At 69.0% G+C, this 15084-nt stretch carries 14 protein-coding genes; 9 read left to right on the top strand and 5 right to left on the bottom strand.

Annotation, left to right across the window (positions count from 1 at the left end; translation table 11 throughout):
• Positions 1–110: 110 nt before the first annotated feature.
• Entirely contained in the window at positions 111–1409 is a 1299-nt protein-coding gene (locus LZ199_RS06440) for an SEC-C metal-binding domain-containing protein (protein WP_253992759.1), read from the top strand.
• 45 nt (positions 1410–1454) lie between these two features.
• On the opposite strand, the gene LZ199_RS06435 is transcribed toward LZ199_RS06440, so the two are convergent.
• Positions 1455–2069, bottom strand: a complete 615-nt coding sequence (locus tag LZ199_RS06435) for a TetR/AcrR family transcriptional regulator (protein ID WP_253992758.1) — start codon at positions 2067–2069, stop codon at positions 1455–1457.
• Between the two features lie 172 nt (positions 2070–2241).
• Between LZ199_RS06435 and LZ199_RS06430 the strand changes: the two genes are divergently transcribed.
• Positions 2242–3474 (top strand): acetyl-CoA C-acyltransferase, encoded by a 1233-nt coding sequence (locus tag LZ199_RS06430; RefSeq protein WP_253992757.1) that lies wholly within the window; start codon positions 2242–2244, stop codon positions 3472–3474.
• A gap of 97 nt (positions 3475–3571) precedes the next feature.
• Here the strand turns inward: LZ199_RS06430 and LZ199_RS06425 are convergent, their stop codons facing one another.
• Complete coding sequence (locus tag LZ199_RS06425; protein ID WP_253992756.1) at positions 3572–4159, bottom strand: SRPBCC family protein; 588 nt, start codon at positions 4157–4159, stop codon at positions 3572–3574.
• 379 nt (positions 4160–4538) lie between these two features.
• Here LZ199_RS06425 and LZ199_RS06420 point away from each other — a divergent pair, with 379 nt between their 5' ends.
• Positions 4539–4955, top strand: coding sequence for a YciI family protein (locus LZ199_RS06420; RefSeq protein ID WP_253992755.1), 417 nt, complete (start codon positions 4539–4541; stop codon positions 4953–4955).
• A gap of 48 nt (positions 4956–5003) precedes the next feature.
• Entirely contained in the window at positions 5004–5819 is an 816-nt protein-coding gene (locus LZ199_RS06415; protein ID WP_253992754.1) for a hypothetical protein, read from the top strand.
• Between the two features lie 26 nt (positions 5820–5845).
• Here the strand turns inward: LZ199_RS06415 and LZ199_RS06410 are convergent, their stop codons facing one another.
• From LZ199_RS06410 to LZ199_RS06400, 3 genes are all read right to left on the bottom strand, one after another.
• Entirely contained in the window at positions 5846–6382 is a 537-nt protein-coding gene (locus tag LZ199_RS06410; protein ID WP_253992753.1) for a hypothetical protein, read from the bottom strand.
• 162 nt (positions 6383–6544) lie between these two features.
• Entirely contained in the window at positions 6545–8350 is a 1806-nt protein-coding gene (locus tag LZ199_RS06405; RefSeq protein WP_253992752.1) for a DUF885 domain-containing protein, read from the bottom strand.
• Positions 8351–8444: 94 nt separating this feature from the next.
• Complete coding sequence (locus LZ199_RS06400; RefSeq protein WP_253992751.1) at positions 8445–9146, bottom strand: sulfite exporter TauE/SafE family protein; 702 nt, start codon at positions 9144–9146, stop codon at positions 8445–8447.
• Between the two features lie 48 nt (positions 9147–9194).
• Between LZ199_RS06400 and LZ199_RS06395 the strand changes: the two genes are divergently transcribed.
• The 5 genes from LZ199_RS06395 to LZ199_RS06375 are packed head-to-tail and all read left to right on the top strand — an operon-like array spanning position 9195 to position 15062.
• A complete protein-coding gene (locus LZ199_RS06395; RefSeq protein WP_253992750.1) occupies positions 9195–11780 on the top strand; it encodes a heavy metal translocating P-type ATPase in 2586 nt (861 codons plus the stop codon).
• Positions 11777–11971 carry a cytochrome oxidase gene (locus tag LZ199_RS06390; protein ID WP_253992749.1) on the top strand — a complete coding sequence of 65 codons (195 nt, stop codon included), beginning with the start codon at positions 11777–11779 and terminating at the stop codon, positions 11969–11971. The genes LZ199_RS06395 and LZ199_RS06390 overlap by 4 nt, the downstream gene beginning before the upstream one ends.
• 4 nt (positions 11972–11975) lie before the next feature.
• Complete coding sequence (gene ccoN / locus LZ199_RS06385) at positions 11976–14342, top strand: cytochrome-c oxidase, cbb3-type subunit I (protein ID WP_253992748.1); 2367 nt, start codon at positions 11976–11978, stop codon at positions 14340–14342.
• On the top strand, positions 14342–14521 hold the full coding sequence (locus tag LZ199_RS06380; protein WP_253992747.1) for a cbb3-type cytochrome oxidase subunit 3: 180 nt from the start codon (positions 14342–14344) through the stop codon (positions 14519–14521). Before ccoN ends, LZ199_RS06380 begins: the two co-directional genes overlap by 1 nt.
• A complete protein-coding gene (locus LZ199_RS06375) occupies positions 14514–15062 on the top strand; it encodes a cbb3-type cytochrome c oxidase N-terminal domain-containing protein (protein ID WP_253992746.1) in 549 nt (182 codons plus the stop codon). Before LZ199_RS06380 ends, LZ199_RS06375 begins: the two co-directional genes overlap by 8 nt.
• Positions 15063–15084 lie beyond the last annotated feature (22 nt).

Here is a 15084-nt window from a genome sequence, read left to right as displayed (position 1 = left end):
GTCCACTGAACGGGGAGGGGTGTTGCCTGTTCGCCCCGACCCGTCCACCTCCTGCTACGGTGCGCGCCGGATTCCAACGCTCGCCCCTGCGAGCCGAGAGGCACATCTCCTTGAGCTCGAAGAAGCCCGGTCGCAATGACCCGTGTCCCTGTGGCAGTGGCAAGAAGTACAAGGTCTGCCACGCCGCCGAAGACCGCTCGCGCGCCGCGCCTCCCGCCGCTGTCTCCAGTCCGCTCGAAGAGGACTTCCGCGCCGCGATGGAGCTGCTCAAGAACCCGGACGTCGGCGACCTGTCCGCCGCGCTGGACCGGGTGGCCCGCCTGCTCGCGGAGTGGGGCCCCGTGCCCGGCCTGCGCTTCGACGCCGAGTCCTTCGACAAGCACGTGGGCGAGGCCCTGGCGCGCATCTCCGAGGACGAAGTCCTGGACGCGTCCAGCGCGCGCCGCGAGCTGTTGGTGAGCACGGTGAAGGCCCTCGCCACCAAGTCGTTCCTGGAGAAGCTGACGGCCACGCTGCATGGCCGTGCCGGAGAGCCGGGACGCTCCTCGGAGGAGCGGCGGGCCCTTCGCGCGGCCAGCCTGCTCGCCGCCGCGTCGAAGCGGGCGGGCAGGACGCGCATGGAGGACAACCCCATCCTCGACCTCGTGTTCGACGTCCAGTTCCGCGAGTGGAGCACCCACCACAAGGAGTGGATGGCGAAGTACGAGGCGCTGGCGAGCGGGATGGATGAGGCCTCGCTGTCGGAAGAGGCGCGCAAGGCGCTCCAGCAGGCCCGTGAGGGCGACGTGGATGCGCTGGTGGACTACGTGAAGGAAGACCCGGGGCTCGCCGAGCGCATCGCTCGCGAAGCCAAGGAGCGCGCCACCCGCGTCGAGCTGAAGATGCGCGAGCCGTCCACGCCGCCCGTGTTCGCTCCCGAGGAGGAGCTGTGGCTCACCTGCGTCCTCTGGGAGCCGATGCAGGCCCTCAAGGGACTGCCCCAGGATGCCGAGCCGACGGTGCGTCGCGAGGCGGTGACGGCGCTCCTGCGCGGTGTGAAGGGCGCGCTCGACGAGGAGTTCCTCACGGGGATGCTGGGGCGCATGCGCGAGAAGGCCCAGGACGCCTCGGTCGATGAGGCCCTGCGGGCCTGGTATGCGGACGCGGCCATCGCCTTCGAGGCCGAGCCCGCGCGCATGTCCCTGGCCGCGCTGCTCACCGCCAGGCAGGAGGCGGTGGGGCGCTCAGCGGAGGAGATGGTGGCGCTGGCCGACCTCAAGGCCCTCACCACCTGGACGCCGGAGAGCTTCGAGCCCTATCGAGAGCTCCTGCTCCAGATGGGGCTGCCCTCGGCGGCGGAGCGCATCCGCCGCTGCCAGGACTGGCTCCGCACCCATCCCGTGGAGCTGCGCGCCGCTCCAGCGGAGTGACATCGACGCGGCGAGGAGCCCGTTACCGGGCCTCGCCAACCCGCTTCACTGCGTCGACTTGCTGTCTCCCGGGGCCGACGACGTCTCCGCCGCCAGCACGGCGACGCGACGGGACGCCTTGAGCAGCTCGTCGGAGAGCGCCGTGCCCGCGGTCGCCTTGGCCAACGTCAGCGCGCCGACACACAGCGCGTACGTCGCCAGCGCCCGCTCCCTCGCACTGGCGCGCTCATCCGAGGGCAGGTGTCTGGCGAACGTCTCCACCGTCAGGTTCAGCTCGTGCGCCAGCGCCTCCTTCAGCTCCGCCTCCCCGCGCACCACATCGGACAGCACGGCGGGCAGCGGGCACACGGGGACCTCCGCGTCACGGTGGGCTCGCGAGAGGTAGCGTCGCACCAGGTGGCTCAGCCACTCCGCGCCTCGCAGGTCCTCCAGACCCTGCGGCCAGTCCACTCGCTGACGGCTCATGATGCGCTGGAGCGTCTCGATGAGCAGCGCCTGCTTCGAGCCGAAGTGCGCATAGAAGCCGCCCACCGTGAGGCCCGCGGCGCGCATCACCGTGTCCACGCTCGTCCCCAGGAAGCCCTTCTGGCGGAACAACCCTCCCGCCGCTTCCAGGATGCGCTCGTGCGTGGACTGCTTCTGCTCCGGGGGATGGGGCATCCGAATCTCACCTCGCTGTACACCATTATACACGTCATCGCGTCAGCCGCCGCCCCTTGTCGGGGACCGCCCGCCTGCCCGCCGCCTTCGCATTGCGACCATATTATGTGCGTAATATGGTTGCTTCACAGGGGTCGGGCGTGGAGCCACCCCGTGAATGGAGGGCTCGTCGATGGATGCCTACATCTTGGATGCGGTCCGTACTCCCCGTGCCCGGGCCAAGCCCGGCAAGGGCGCGCTCAGCGGGCTGCACCCGCAGGAGCTGCTGGCCCAGACGCTGAAGCAGCTTCCGCTGCGCACGGGCGTGGACGTCGCGGATATCGACGACGTGGTGGTGGGCGTCGTGTCGCAAATCGAGGCGCAGGGCGCGAACATCGCGCGCAACGCGGTGCTCGCCGCGGGGTGGCCCATCAGCATCCCGGGCTTCAGCCTCAATCGCTTCTGTGGCTCGGGCCTCCAGTCCCTGTCGCTGGCGGCCATGGGCGTGGCGTCCGGCGCCCAGCAGCTCGTCGTCGCGGGAGGCGTCGAGCAGATGAGCCGCTATGGCCTCAACGCGGACGGTGGTGGAACGGATGGCGGCAACGTCGACCTGCGTCGGCGCTTCTTCCAGGTGCCCCAGGGCATCTCCGCCGACCTCATCGCGACGCTGGAGGGTTTCACGCGGCAGGAACTGGATGCCTTCGGCCTGCGCTCGCAGCAGCTCGCCGTGCAGGCCCAGGCGGAGGAACGCTTCCAGCGCGGCCTGTTCCCCGTGAAGCACCCCCAGACGGGCGAGGTACTGCTCGCGGTGGATGACCATCCCCGAGCGGACACGACGGCGGAGAAGCTGGCCGCGCTCGCTCCGGCCTTCACCCAGCTGGGCGCTCGGGCCGAAGGGCCTGACGGCGAGACGCTGGATGAGCTGGCGCTGCGGGCCTATCCCCGTGCGGGCGCCGTGCGCCATCTGCACACGGCGGGCACGGCCAGTGGTATCGCGGACGGCGCGGGCGCCATCCTCGTGGCTTCGAAGGACTATGTGCGCGCGCATGGCTTGAAGCCGAGGGCGCGCGTGCGAGCCGTCTCCGCCGTGGGAAGCGACCCAGTCCTCATGCTGACAGGGCCGGCGCTCGCGGCGCGCAAGGCGCTGGACGCCGCGGGACTCAAGGCTCGCGACATCGATCTCTGGGAAATCAACGAGGCGTTCGCGGCGGTGGTGCTACAGACGGCGCGGGCGCTGGAGATTGATTTGAATCAGGTCAACGTCAACGGCGGCGCCATCGCCCTGGGCCACCCGCTGGGCGCGACGGGGAGCATTCTTGTAGGGACGGCCCTGGATGAGCTCGAGCGACGGGGGAAATCGCTGGCGCTGGTGACGCTGTGCACCAGTGGCGGGCAGGCGGTGGCGGCGATCCTCGAGCGCGGCTGAGCCGAACTGCCCAAGCAACATCATCAGCATCATCGTCAGTCTTCCCCAGGGGGACCCTGGGGCTCCGGTAGGTGGCGTCGAAGGAGTCCCAGGTCCTTCAGTGCGCGGGCGAGGCCGTGAGGGGCTCGGCCTGGGCGGACCGCGTGGACTTGGAGTCGACGGCGCGCGCGGCGGTCTCCAGGTCCGTCAGGCCCTTCTCGAGCTGCTTACCGATGAAGGACTCCATGAGGCCGAAGGCCATCATCCCCTTGCCCATGAAGGTGTTCGGACCGGACATGTTCCAGGTGACGCGCGTGCCCTTCCCGGACGGCTCGAGCACGAAGTTCGCCTGATTGACGGCGGCGAAGGGCTCGATGAACTCCAGGCGGATGTCGATGCGCTCACCCGGCTTGCTCTCCAGGATTTCCATCCGTCCCACGCCGATGTTCCTGTTCCCCTTGTACGCGTAGCGGGCGCCGACTCCCGCTGCGGGGCCCGAGTACTCGCGCTCCATGTTCGGGTCGACGTTCTCGTAGGGCGACCACTGGCGCCACAAGGAGAAGTTGTTGATGAGCGCGTAGACGGCGTCGGGTGACGCATCGAGTTGCCGCGTGCGGGTGGTGAGGAAGGTGTCAGGGCGGGTGGCGACGAAGGCAAGCACCCCGGCGATGAGCACAACGACAGCGATACCAATGAGCTTGGCCATGTGAATCACTCCTGGCTGGATGTTGGGAAAAAGAGAGGCCCCGGGGTCTCCGGTGAGCCTCCTCGCTGGGTTCGAATCCCGGCTTCAATTCGGCGACGAATGGGCTCCGGGAGGATCGACACGACCCCCGTTTTTGCCCTTCGCGGCAGCGCAACCTTTTGAAGTTCCAGGTGATTTCGCTCGCGGAGAAATGCCCGGATAATTCCAGGGCCGCGAGGGGCTTCCTGGTCGGACCGGGTCGCATACCCGGCGCATGGGTGGGGAAAGCCGGAGTGTCGAAGTCGTGATGTCTCGTTCGTCGCGTGGATGGAGCGACGGCTCGATTTCGAGCGGAACGGTGTCGGGGGCTTGGGTCGGACACCGATGAGGAGACGCGACGATGCGATTCATGCTGCTGCTGAAAGCCAGCCAGGATTCCGAGGTGGGCGCGCCCGCGGGCGAGGCGCTCATCACCGAGATGGACCGCTATAACGATGCGCTGGTGAGGGCAGGGGTCCTCCTGGACGGCGCGGGTCTGCATCCCAGTTCTCGGGGGGCGCGCATCGCCTTCTCGCAAGGCAAGCGGACGGTGACGACCGGGCCCTTCACCGCGACGAACGAGCTGATTGCCGGCTTCTGGATGATTCAGGTGAAGACGCCGGAGGAGGCGCTGGAGTGGGCGCGGCGCTGGCCGCACTCGCAGGGGAGCGCGGACTCGCAGATTGAGCTGCGACAGGTGTTCGAGCCGACGGACTTTCCCGAGCCGACGCAGGACGTCGTGGAGCGGGAGCCGCACGGGGTGCTCTCGCGGTCCTGAGTCGAAACGTGCTCCACTGAGGCGATTCGCGAAGGCCGAGGTGGGCACATGAAGGTGGTCGCACTCGTGGAGGCGCCGTCGGACATGCAGGCGGCGGCGATGGCCCTGGCGTCCGCGACGGGCATGGCGCCAGCGGAGGCGCGGATGCGCCTGGCGCCGGAGCCGCCCGCGTTGCTGGCGCGGCTGGAGCCGGCGGCGGCGGAGGCGCTGGTGACGTCGCTGCGGGGCGTGGGGTTGTCGGTGCTGGCGGTGGACGAGCGGGGACTCGGTCAGGGGCGGGTGGTGGCGCGCCGCGTGACGTTTGGCGAGGACACGGTGACCTTCACGCCGAGGGCAGGGGAGGCGCTGGAGCTGGCGTGGAGCGAAGTCGTCGCGGTCCTCCGGGCGGCGAGCTCGGTGCGCACGCAGAGCGAGCACAAGGAGCAGGCGAGCAAGCTGGACGTCGCCAAGGCCTACGGGCTGGCCATCGCCACGCACGGGCTGGTGATGCCCAAGACGGGCGCGAAGACGGTGCGGCAGGAGACGGAGGAGACGTCTCAGCTCATCTACGTCTTCGCGAAAGATGGCAGGAGCGCGGTGCTGAACGAGCACGGCATGGACTACTCGTGCCTGGGCGCCGCGATGCAGCCCTCACGCATCGCGAACATGACGATGCTCATGCGGATGTTGTGTGAGCGGGCGCCGGAGGCCTTCCACGACGAGCGCCTGCTGCGCCTGGGGCGGCGTGCGCTGCCCTTCGTGGTGGCGGACTCGACGCAGGCGACGGCGGGCGACGTGTCGGTGCGGCGGGCGAACACGCTCCAGGGGATGGAGGTGCTCGCCGAGGTGATGCGTCACGCCGTCGTCCAGGGGCTGCTGGGCTGACGGCGCGGCGCCTCACCGACTCCGGATTAGAGCAGGCTGACGATGTTCAGCGTGCTGGGCCCGCTGATTTGCGAGAGGCCCTCGGGGGTGTAGCAGGCATCCAGGTCCGTGTTGAGGAACTCGGTGGCGCGGACCACGCGCGCTCCGACGAACTTGCCCGCCGTCACCGAGCCGAAATGGACCAAGGTGGTCGAGATGGCGGAGAGCTGGACTGACACCCGGGTGGTGACCATGGTGGAGGTCTCCCCGGTGTTCCAGGTCACCGTCGCGGGTGACGTCCCCACCTCCAGCAGGCCCAGGCATGAGTAGGCAGGCCTGATGGCATTGGTGCTGTTGGAGGCGGTCGTCACGCCACCCGTCCCCGTGCAGAGTGAGTAGCTGGCGGTTCCGGTGATGCTCACGGTCTGGGGCGTACTGGTGAGCGCGGGCGAATAGCTGCTCGACACGGAGCCGACGCAGGTGACGAGGGTGAGCAGGGGCTGCTCCGTCTGCTCCAGTTCCGCCGCGGGCTCGTCCCCTGTGTCGACAGCTCCCCCGCAGCCCAGAACGAGGGCTGCGCTCATCGCGATGCTCCCAAAGACTTTCCGCGAACGTTGATACATGGCGACCTCCAGGATGTTGTCCCTGGAGGGTGCCTGTGCGTGCTCCTCGAAACCATTGCGTGGCCTGACAGGGTTCAAAGCCAGTCAGGAGCATTGGACGGAGGTGCAGCACCGTCGCCAGTGCTACTCCTGCGGGGCGGCCGCTGCGGGCCCCTCGCCGAGCAGCAACCGCCGGACGATGGGCACGGGCGGGTATCCATAAGACACCACCTCATCGTGGAAGCGCTGGAGGGAGAAGTCCTTGCCCCACTGCACCTTCGCGTCCTCGCGCAGCTCCATCAGCAGCTTCTTGCCCAGCGCGTACACGAGGTACGTGGGGTCCGACGTTCCCCGGCGGGCCTCGCGCTCCGCGTTCGTCTTCGTCATGAACGCCTCCTCCTCGAACAGCTTCACCGCCTGCTCGTACGTCATGCCGCGCGTGTGCAGGGACAGGCCCGCGACGTAGCGCGCCAGTCGCTGGAGGTAGAGCGCGAGCTGGTTGAGGCGCAGCTTGTCGGCGGAGGGACCCGAGCGCCCGCCGTAGCCCTCGTCGAGCATCATCTGCTCGGTGTACAGCCCCCAGCCCTCGGAGAACGAGCCCGAGCCCAGCAGGCGCCGCACCTTGGACTCCACCCGATTCGTCCAGAGGAACTGCACGTAGTGGCCCGGGTAGGCCTCGTGGATGGAGACGAGCGGCAGCGCATGGTGGTTGTAGAAGCTCATGTGCTGCTCGGTCTGCTCGGCGGTCCACGTCGGGTCCGGCGGCGTCACGTAGTAGTACGCCTCCGTGGCCTGCTTCTCGAACGGGCCGGGCGTGCTCATGCTCGCGAAGGACAGCGAGCGATTGAAGGACGGCGTCTCCGCCACCTGCGCGCGCACCTCGCTGGGCACGGTGATGATGCGCTCACGGATGAGGAACGCTCGAATCTCCTCCAGCGTCGCCGTGGTGCTGGACACCAGCTCCGCGGGGGTCGGGTGCTCCTTGCTCAGCTCCCGGTACACGTCCATGGGGGCCTTGCCCGGTCCCAGTCGTCCGGCCACCTCCTTGAACTGGGCCTGCGTGCGCTTCAGCTCCGCCTGCCCCCACGCGAGCAGCGAGTCGATGCTCTCCGTCACGCCCTCTTCGTAGAGCAGCTTCTTGCGATAGGTCTCCTCGCCAATCGCGTAGTTCCCCTGGGAGCGAGGCAGCAGGTCCTCCTTCAGGAACTGGATGTACGCGTCGATGGCCGCGAGGCAGCGCGCCTGCTCCTTCTGGAACGCCTCGTTCAGCGCGGCGTCCTTCACCGGCGCGAAGGCCTGGGGCAGCGTCTGGGCGTAGAGCGAGCGGGTGCCCTGGGCCTGCTGGAGGGCAATCTCCGTCCACAGCTTCGGGGGATTCTTCAGGGACGTCCGCGCGGCGGCGAACAGGTCCGGCACCTTCGTCATGCGGCTCACGGCCGAGCGCATGCGCTGCTCCAGCGGCGCGAAGTCCCGGTTGATGAGCTGGAACACCGCGACGGAGGCCTGGCTCAGGTACGTGTTGGGGTTGCGCTCCCACGAGCGGACCTCTTCGTGCTCCAGGATGCGCGAGCGGAAGTTGTTCTCGAGGATGTCGTAGTCAGCCCGGTCCAGCGGCGGCAGCGCGCTCCGGTCCACCGCCGTCGGCAGCGCGGCGAGCCGGCCCTTGAGGTACGCCAGGTGTGACGCGCGCTCCTCGGCGGTGAAGCCGCGCAGCTCGCCGTCATAGGTGTGGACGCCCGCGGAAGTGGCTGACAGCGGGAGGCGACGGAACTGCTCGTCGAAGTGAGCGTCCACGAAAGCGCGGAGCGCCACCTGGGCGGGTGTGAGCGCGGCCTGGGTGACGGTCGCGGACGGCGCTTCGCTTTGTGACGGTGGGCGCGAGGTGGTGCAGCTCGCGGATAGCAGCAGCAACGCGGCGAGAGTGCTCGAAGTGCGCGGCGCGGTCATCATTCCTCGGCGGGCGAGAGAGAGGGTGCCGGGAGCCTCGCCGATGCCACCGCGTGCGACAAGCGCACCCGACGCATGGCGAAGACGTCGAAGACGCTCAGTGGCAGTGAGGTGAGGTGTCGACCGCGCGGAAGACGAGCACCGCCGCCGCCACGAGCGGCATTGCCCGACGAAGCAGGAACTCCGCGAGCCAGGGTCGCTTGCTCCACAGCCCTGCCTGAAGTTGTGCGCCGAGCAGCGCCGGAAGTCCGCCCAGCGCGAAGGCCCCCATCACCACCGCGCCGCCACCGAACGAGCCGCTCGCGAGCGCCACGGTGAGCACGCCGTAGAGCAGGCCACATGGCAGCAAGGGCGTCACCGCACCCATTGCGCCCGCGCGACCCACCCACGAAAACTTTGCGCTCCCGCGCGAGAGGGCGCTCGCCAGTCGCGCGAGCCCGGGCAGGGGAGGCAGGCGCTTTCCCAGCTCCAGCGCGGACGCCACCAGCGCCGCCGCCATCAGCCACGGGAGATACGGACGCGTGGACACGGCGAGCGCGCGAGTCACGCCGCCACCGAGTGCGCCGAGTGCTCCGCCCACCAGCGCGTACGCCCCGAGGCGAGCACCCTGATAGGCGAAGAGTGCTCGGCGTCGCTCGGGCCCACGCATCGCAGGCAGCCCCGCGCAGGCGAGCGGCCCACACATCAGGAAGCAGTGCACGCTGCCCGTGAGCCCCACCGTGAGCGCACCGAGCGCGCCCGCGACCAGGGTCGGAGTCGGAGTCAGCGAGGCCAGCAGCAGCGGAACATCGGTGGGCATGAGCAGGTCCTTCGCAACAGGCATGCCGTTCGCAAGGTGACAGCTCGCATGCCCGACTCCGCGCAAACCCGGCCCGACGTGGCCTCCTGCCTCCACTGTGGCAGCCGCGTGCCGGAGGGCACGGCCTCGCGCGAGTTCTGCTGCGCGGGGTGCGAGGTGGTGCATGGCCTGCTGGTGTCGCAGGGGCTGACTCGCTACTACCAGCTCACGGGTGGGAAGACGGCGCCCGCGGCGGAGCCGGCACGAGGACGCGGTCTCGCGTGGCTGGAGCCGCTGGTGGCTCGCGCGGAGGCCGCGCCGGGTTCGCTGTGCTCGCTGGAGCTGGACGTCCAGGGCATCCACTGCGCCGCCTGTGTCTGGCTGATGAACGAGCTGTTCCGTCGACAGCCTGGAGGCGCGGGGCTCACCGTGGACCCCGCGCTGGGCAAGGCGCGCATGCAGTGGAGACGCGGGGCCTTCGACGTGGGCGGCTTCCTGCGGACGGTGGAGGGCTTCGGCTATCTCTTCGGCCCCAGCCGCAAGCGCCCCGCGCCCGCGAGCCTGGATTTGCCCATCCGCCTGGGTATCTGCGTGGCGCTCTCGATGAACGTGATGTTGTTCTCGGTGAGCTTCTACGTGGGGCTCACGCCCGAGGATGCGGAGGTCTTCCAGCTCTTCACGCGCCTGAGCCTGGCGCTGTCCACGCTCGTCGTCCTGGTGGGTGGGTGGCCGTTCTTCCGCTCGGCGTGGCAGGGACTTCGTCGAGGCGTGCCGCACCTGGACCTGCCCATCGCGCTGGGCATCCTCCTGGTGTTCGGCACCTCGCTGGTGCAGGCCCGGGGTGGACGCGGTGACCTCGCGTACTTCGATACCCTCAACACCTTCGTCACGCTGATGCTGGTGGGGCGCTGGCTCCAGCAGCGCGTCCTGGAGCGCAACCGCCGCTTCCTGCTGGAGGACGACGGCGCGGAGGGACTCTTCGTTCGTCGGCAGGAGGGCGAGCGGCTTGCCACCGTGCGAGTCACCCAGGTCGCCGAGGGGGATTTGCTCGTCATCGCGCCTGGGGACCTGGTGCCCGTGGAGGCGGAGTTGCTCGATGCGAGCGCGCGCGTCTCCACGGACTGGATGACGGGAGAGCCGGACGAGCGAGAGATGTCCGTGGGGGAGGCACTGCCCGCGGGCGCCTTCAATGCGGGACGCGAGGCGGTGCGCGCGAGGGCTCGACAGTCGTTTCAAGACTCGCCGCTCGTGGCGCTGCTGCGTCGCGCGCCAGACGGAGCAGGGCGGAGCGCGGGGCACACGCGCTTCTGGGAGGCCGTGTCGCGGCGGTGGGTGGTGACGGTGCTGGCCGTGTCGGCGCTGGGGCTCGTGGTGTGGTGGCCGTCGGGGCCCGACAAGGCGCTGGAGGTGGCGGTGGCCCTGCTGGTGGTGACGTGCCCGTGCGCCATCGGCATCGCCACGCCGCTGGCCTATGAGTGGGTGCAGGCTCGCTTGCGTCGCGAGGGCTTCTTCATCCGCGCGACGGACCTGCTGGACCGCCTTCCGCGCGTGCGTCAGGTGCTGTTCGACAAGACGGGGACGCTGACGCTCGGGCGGATGGAGCTGGCGGACCGGGCCTCGCTGGATGCGCTCTCCGTTGAAGAGCGCGATGTGGCCTTCAACCTGGCCGCGCGCAGCAACCATCCGGTGAGTCGCTGTCTCTCGGACGTCCTCTCGCGAACGGGCGCGCGCTTCGTTCCAGAGGCGCGGGTAACGGAGCATCCAGGCCAGGGCCTGGAGTGGATGCGGGACGGCGTGTCGTGGCGCCTGGGCCGCGCGGACTGGCGCCTGGTGCGAGCCAGCAGCTCGCCGACTTCCGTGGGGCATGGCCACGCCGCAGCGCCATTCAAGGCAGCGGACCCACTGCGAGCTGGCTATACGCCACGGCTCGAGGCGGCATCGCAAGCGAGTGCCACCCTTCCTGGCTCGGACAGCAGAACCCCGGTCCTGCCGTGCGCAGATGGCACCGACGGGCCTCGGGGCACCGTGCTCTTTCGTGACGGCGTCCCCCTGGCCGCGTTTCCATTGCGAGAGGCGCTCCGGCCGGACGCGCGGCGGGAGGTCCTCGCGCTCCAGGCAGAGGGCCATGCCGTGTGGCTCATCTCGGGGGATGCCCCCGAGCGGGTGAGGGCGCTAGCGGGCTCGCTGGGCGTGCCGCTGGAGCGCGCCCTGGGCGGACTTCGTCCGGAGGACAAGGCCTTCACCGTCTCGCGCCTTGGTGCGACGGACTCGCTGTACCTGGGCGACGGCGTCAACGACAGCCTCGCCTTCGAGCGGGCGCTCTGCGCCGGAACTCCCGCGATTGACCGACCGGTGATGCCGGGCAAGAGCGACTTCTTCCTGGTGGGGGAGGGGCTCTCCTCGCTGCGTGAGGCGCTGAAGCTGTCGCGTCACCTGCGGCACGTGGTGCGGCGGTTGGTGATGCTGGCCATCGGCTACAACGGGGTGGCTGTCGCCGTGTGCCTCGCGGGCTGGATGACGCCGCTGCGCGCCGCCGTGGCGATGCCGGCCACCAGCCTCGCCACCGTCCTGTTCACGCTCTGGAGCCTGTCCGCGCCCCGTGCTCCACGCAGCGGCCCGGCGCCCCTGGCGCGCCCCACGGAGGTGCCCGCATGAACGTCCTGGTGCTCCAGGTCTTCGTGAGCCTGATGCTCGTGGCCAGCTCGGTGCTGCTGTTCATCTACAGCATGCGTCACCGGGACCACGAGCAGGCGGACCGGCTCGCGCTCTTTCCGCTCGAGGAGGACAGCGTGGCTCGCCCCACCGCGTCTTCCGACGGGCCGTCGTCTTCGGCTTCCCAGGAGTGACTCCGTGCAACAACAGCGAATCGTCTACGACGACACCACGGTCCGCCGCTTCATCTTCGCGGCGGTGGTCTTCGGAATCGTGGGCATGGCGGTGGGGGCGCTGGTGGCCAGCCAGCTCGCGTGGTGGCAGGCCAATCTGGGCATCCCCTACCTGACGTACTCCCGGCTGCGGCCCCTGCACACCAACGCGGTCATCTTCGCGTTCGTGGGCAACATGATGTTCGCCGGCGTCTACTACTCCACGCAGCGCCTCTTGAAGGCGCGCATGGCGTCAGACCTGCTCTCCAATATCCACTTCTGGGGCTGGCAGCTCATCATCGTCGCGGCGGCCATCAGCCTGCCGTTGGGCATCACCACGTCCAAGGAGTACGCGGAGCTGGAGTGGCCCATCGACCTGGCCATCACCGTCATCTGGGTCGTCTTCGCCATCAACTTCTTCTGGACCCTGGCGAAGCGCAACGAGAAGAACCTCTACGTCGCCATCTGGTTCTACATCGCGACCATCATCACCGTGGCGGTGCTGCACATCGTCAACAGCCTGGCGCTGCCGCTGGACGGGCTCAAGAGCTACTCCGTCTTCTCCGGTGTGCAGGACGCGCTGGTGCAGTGGTGGTACGGCCACAACGCCGTCGCCTTCTTCCTGACCACGCCGATTCTCGGCATCATGTATTACTTCCTGCCCAAGGCGGCGGAGCGGCCGGTGTACTCGTACCGGCTCTCCATCATCCACTTCTGGGCCCTGGTCTTCATCTACATCTGGGCCGGTCCCCACCACCTGCTCTACACGGCGCTGCCCGACTGGGCGCAGTCGCTGGGCATGGTCTTCAGCGTCATGCTCTGGGCCCCGTCGTGGGGCGGAATGCTCAACGGCCTGCTCACGCTGAAGGGCGCGTGGCACAAGCTGCGCGATGACCCGGTCCTCAAGTTCTTCATCGCCGGCGTGACGTTCTACGGCATGGCGACATTCGAGGGGCCGCTCCTGTCCATCAAGACGGTGAGCGGGCTGGCGCACTACACGGACTGGATTGTCGGCCACGTGCACGGCGGCGCGCTGGGCTGGAACGGCTTCATGGCGGCCGGCATGTTCTACTGGCTGGTGCCCAGGCTGTACGGCACGAAGCTGCACTCCACCCGGTCGGCGGACGCGCACTTCTGGCTGGGGACGGTGGGCATCCTCCTCTACATCGTGTCCATGTGGATCAGCGGCATCAACCAGGGGTTGATGTGGCGCGCCACCCACGCGGACGGGACGCTGCTGTACCCGAACTTCGTGGAGACGCTGCTCGCCATCCGGCCCATGTACATCGTCCGCTTCGTCGGCGGCTCCATGTACCTGGTGGGCTTCTGCATGATGGCGTGGAACCTCTGGAAGACGGCGCGCGCAGGCAAGGCCGTCGACGGCGAGACCACCGTCGTCGTGGAAGAGGCCAAGGCTCCCGTGCCCACCGCGACGACGGCGCCCGCGCCGGGCTGGGTGCAGGTCGTCACCGGCCGTCCGCTCGTCTTCGCCATCGCCATCCTCACGGTGACGATGTTCCTGGGCTGGGCGAAGCCGGTGCGCGCGCTGGTGCTGATGGGTGCCATCATCGCGCTGGGCGAGCTGGCCTGGATTGTCACGCGCAAGGACCGCGAGGCGGGGCGGCCGTCCTGGTTCGCGCTCATCGAGGGACGCCCGCTGGCCTTCACCGTGCTGACGCTGGTGGCCATCCTGATTGGAGGCGTGGCGGAGCTGTTGCCCACCATCCTCATCCAGCAGGCGGTGCCCGCGCATGGCGAGGCGCAGAAGCCGTACTCCCCGCTGGAGCTCCAGGGGCGAGACCTCTACGTGCGCGAGGGCTGCTACACGTGCCACTCGCAGATGATTCGGCCCTTCGTGGCGGAGACGCAGCGCTACGGCGACGTGTCCCGCGCGGAGGAGTTCATCTACGACCATCCGTTCCAGTGGGGAAGCAAGCGCACCGGTCCGGACCTGCACCGCGTGGGGGGCCGGTATCCGAACCTCTGGCACTACACGCACATGATGGACCCCCGAGCCACGAGTCCCGGCTCGAACATGCCGTCCTATCCGTGGCTGGCGGAGAACCGCATCCGCGTGAAGGACGCGCCGAAGAAGCTGTCGCTGATGCAGAAGTTGGGCGTGCCGTACACCCACGCGGACGTGGACTCGGCCGAGGCACGGCAGAAGTCCCAGGGTGAGGCCATCGCCGCGGACCTGGCGACGCAGGGGGTCCAGGTGGCGTGGGACTCGGAGATGGTGGCCCTGGTCGCCTACCTCCAGCGCCTGGGCCGAGGTCCGCAGGACGTACCCACGCCGCCAGCAGATGTCGCGCCCACCGCGTCGGCCGCGGGAGGCCAGGAAGGAGGCCGCTGATGTACAAGCAATTCTACCAGGGGATGACGCTGGAGGAGCTTCCCCTCTTCGCGCTCGTCCTGTTCGTCGCCATCTTCCTGGGCGTCTGCGCGTGGGTGTTCGGAGCGCGCAGGAGCCAGGACTTCGACGCGCTCTCGCGGCTGCCATTGTCGGAGCGCGGGGAGGGCGGCCATGAGTGAGAAGTCGCTGGTCAAACACATCTATGACGGCATCGAGGAGCACGACAACAACCTGCCGAACTGGTGGTTGTTCATCCTGTGGACGACGCTCGTCTTCGGCGCGGGCTACTGGTTCTGGTACCACATCGCGGAGGCGGGGCCCGGCCAGCTGGGCGAGTACGCCGCGGAGTCCGCCGAGCATGCCCAGCGCATGGCCAGCAACACGCCCGCGTCGGATGACCTGCTGCTGAAGCTGGTGAAGGACCCGACGTCGCTGGAGGGCGGCAAGGCCGTGTTCCAGGCCAACTGCGCGGCCTGTCACGGCGCGCAGGGTCAGGGCCTCATCGGGCCCAACCTCACGGACGGCTTCTGGCTGCACGGTGGCGCTCCCATGGCCATCCACAAGGTGGTGGCCGAGGGTGCCGTGGCGAAGGGCATGCCCGCCTGGGAGCGGACGCTGGGCGCCGAGCGCGTCAAGGCCGTCACGGCGTACGTCCTGACGCTCAAGGGGACGAACACGGCCGGCGGAAAGGCGCCTCAGGGTGAGCCCGAGCAGCCGTAGCGCTCGGGCCACGAGGACTTCG

It is taken from the genome of Myxococcus qinghaiensis (genome assembly GCF_024198215.1).
GTDB lineage: Bacteria > Myxococcota > Myxococcia > Myxococcales > Myxococcaceae > Myxococcus > Myxococcus qinghaiensis.
The sequence above is the reverse complement of the archived record's forward strand: the minus strand, read 5'-3'. Positions and strand labels throughout refer to the sequence as shown.

Excerpts from the sequence above, each read along its gene's own strand:
- LZ199_RS06435 (WP_253992758.1), bottom strand. The coding sequence starts at position 2,069 with ATGCCCCATCCCCCGGAGCAGAAGCAGTCCACGCACGAGCGCATCCTG.
- LZ199_RS06410 (WP_253992753.1), bottom strand. The coding sequence starts at position 6,382 with ATGAGCGCAGCCCTCGTTCTGGGCTGCGGGGGAGCTGTCGACACAGGG.
- LZ199_RS06395 (WP_253992750.1), top strand. The coding sequence starts at position 9,195 with ATGCCCGACTCCGCGCAAACCCGGCCCGACGTGGCCTCCTGCCTCCAC.
- LZ199_RS06430 (WP_253992757.1), top strand. The coding sequence starts at position 2,242 with ATGGATGCCTACATCTTGGATGCGGTCCGTACTCCCCGTGCCCGGGCC.
- LZ199_RS06390 (WP_253992749.1), top strand. The coding sequence starts at position 11,777 with ATGAACGTCCTGGTGCTCCAGGTCTTCGTGAGCCTGATGCTCGTGGCC.
- LZ199_RS06405 (WP_253992752.1), bottom strand. The coding sequence starts at position 8,350 with ATGATGACCGCGCCGCGCACTTCGAGCACTCTCGCCGCGTTGCTGCTG.
- LZ199_RS06420 (WP_253992755.1), top strand. The coding sequence starts at position 4,539 with ATGCGATTCATGCTGCTGCTGAAAGCCAGCCAGGATTCCGAGGTGGGC.
- LZ199_RS06425 (WP_253992756.1), bottom strand. The coding sequence starts at position 4,159 with ATGGCCAAGCTCATTGGTATCGCTGTCGTTGTGCTCATCGCCGGGGTG.
- LZ199_RS06380 (WP_253992747.1), top strand. The coding sequence starts at position 14,342 with ATGTACAAGCAATTCTACCAGGGGATGACGCTGGAGGAGCTTCCCCTC.
- LZ199_RS06400 (WP_253992751.1), bottom strand. The coding sequence starts at position 9,146 with ATGCCCACCGATGTTCCGCTGCTGCTGGCCTCGCTGACTCCGACTCCG.
- LZ199_RS06415 (WP_253992754.1), top strand. The coding sequence starts at position 5,004 with ATGAAGGTGGTCGCACTCGTGGAGGCGCCGTCGGACATGCAGGCGGCG.
- LZ199_RS06375 (WP_253992746.1), top strand. The coding sequence starts at position 14,514 with ATGAGTGAGAAGTCGCTGGTCAAACACATCTATGACGGCATCGAGGAG.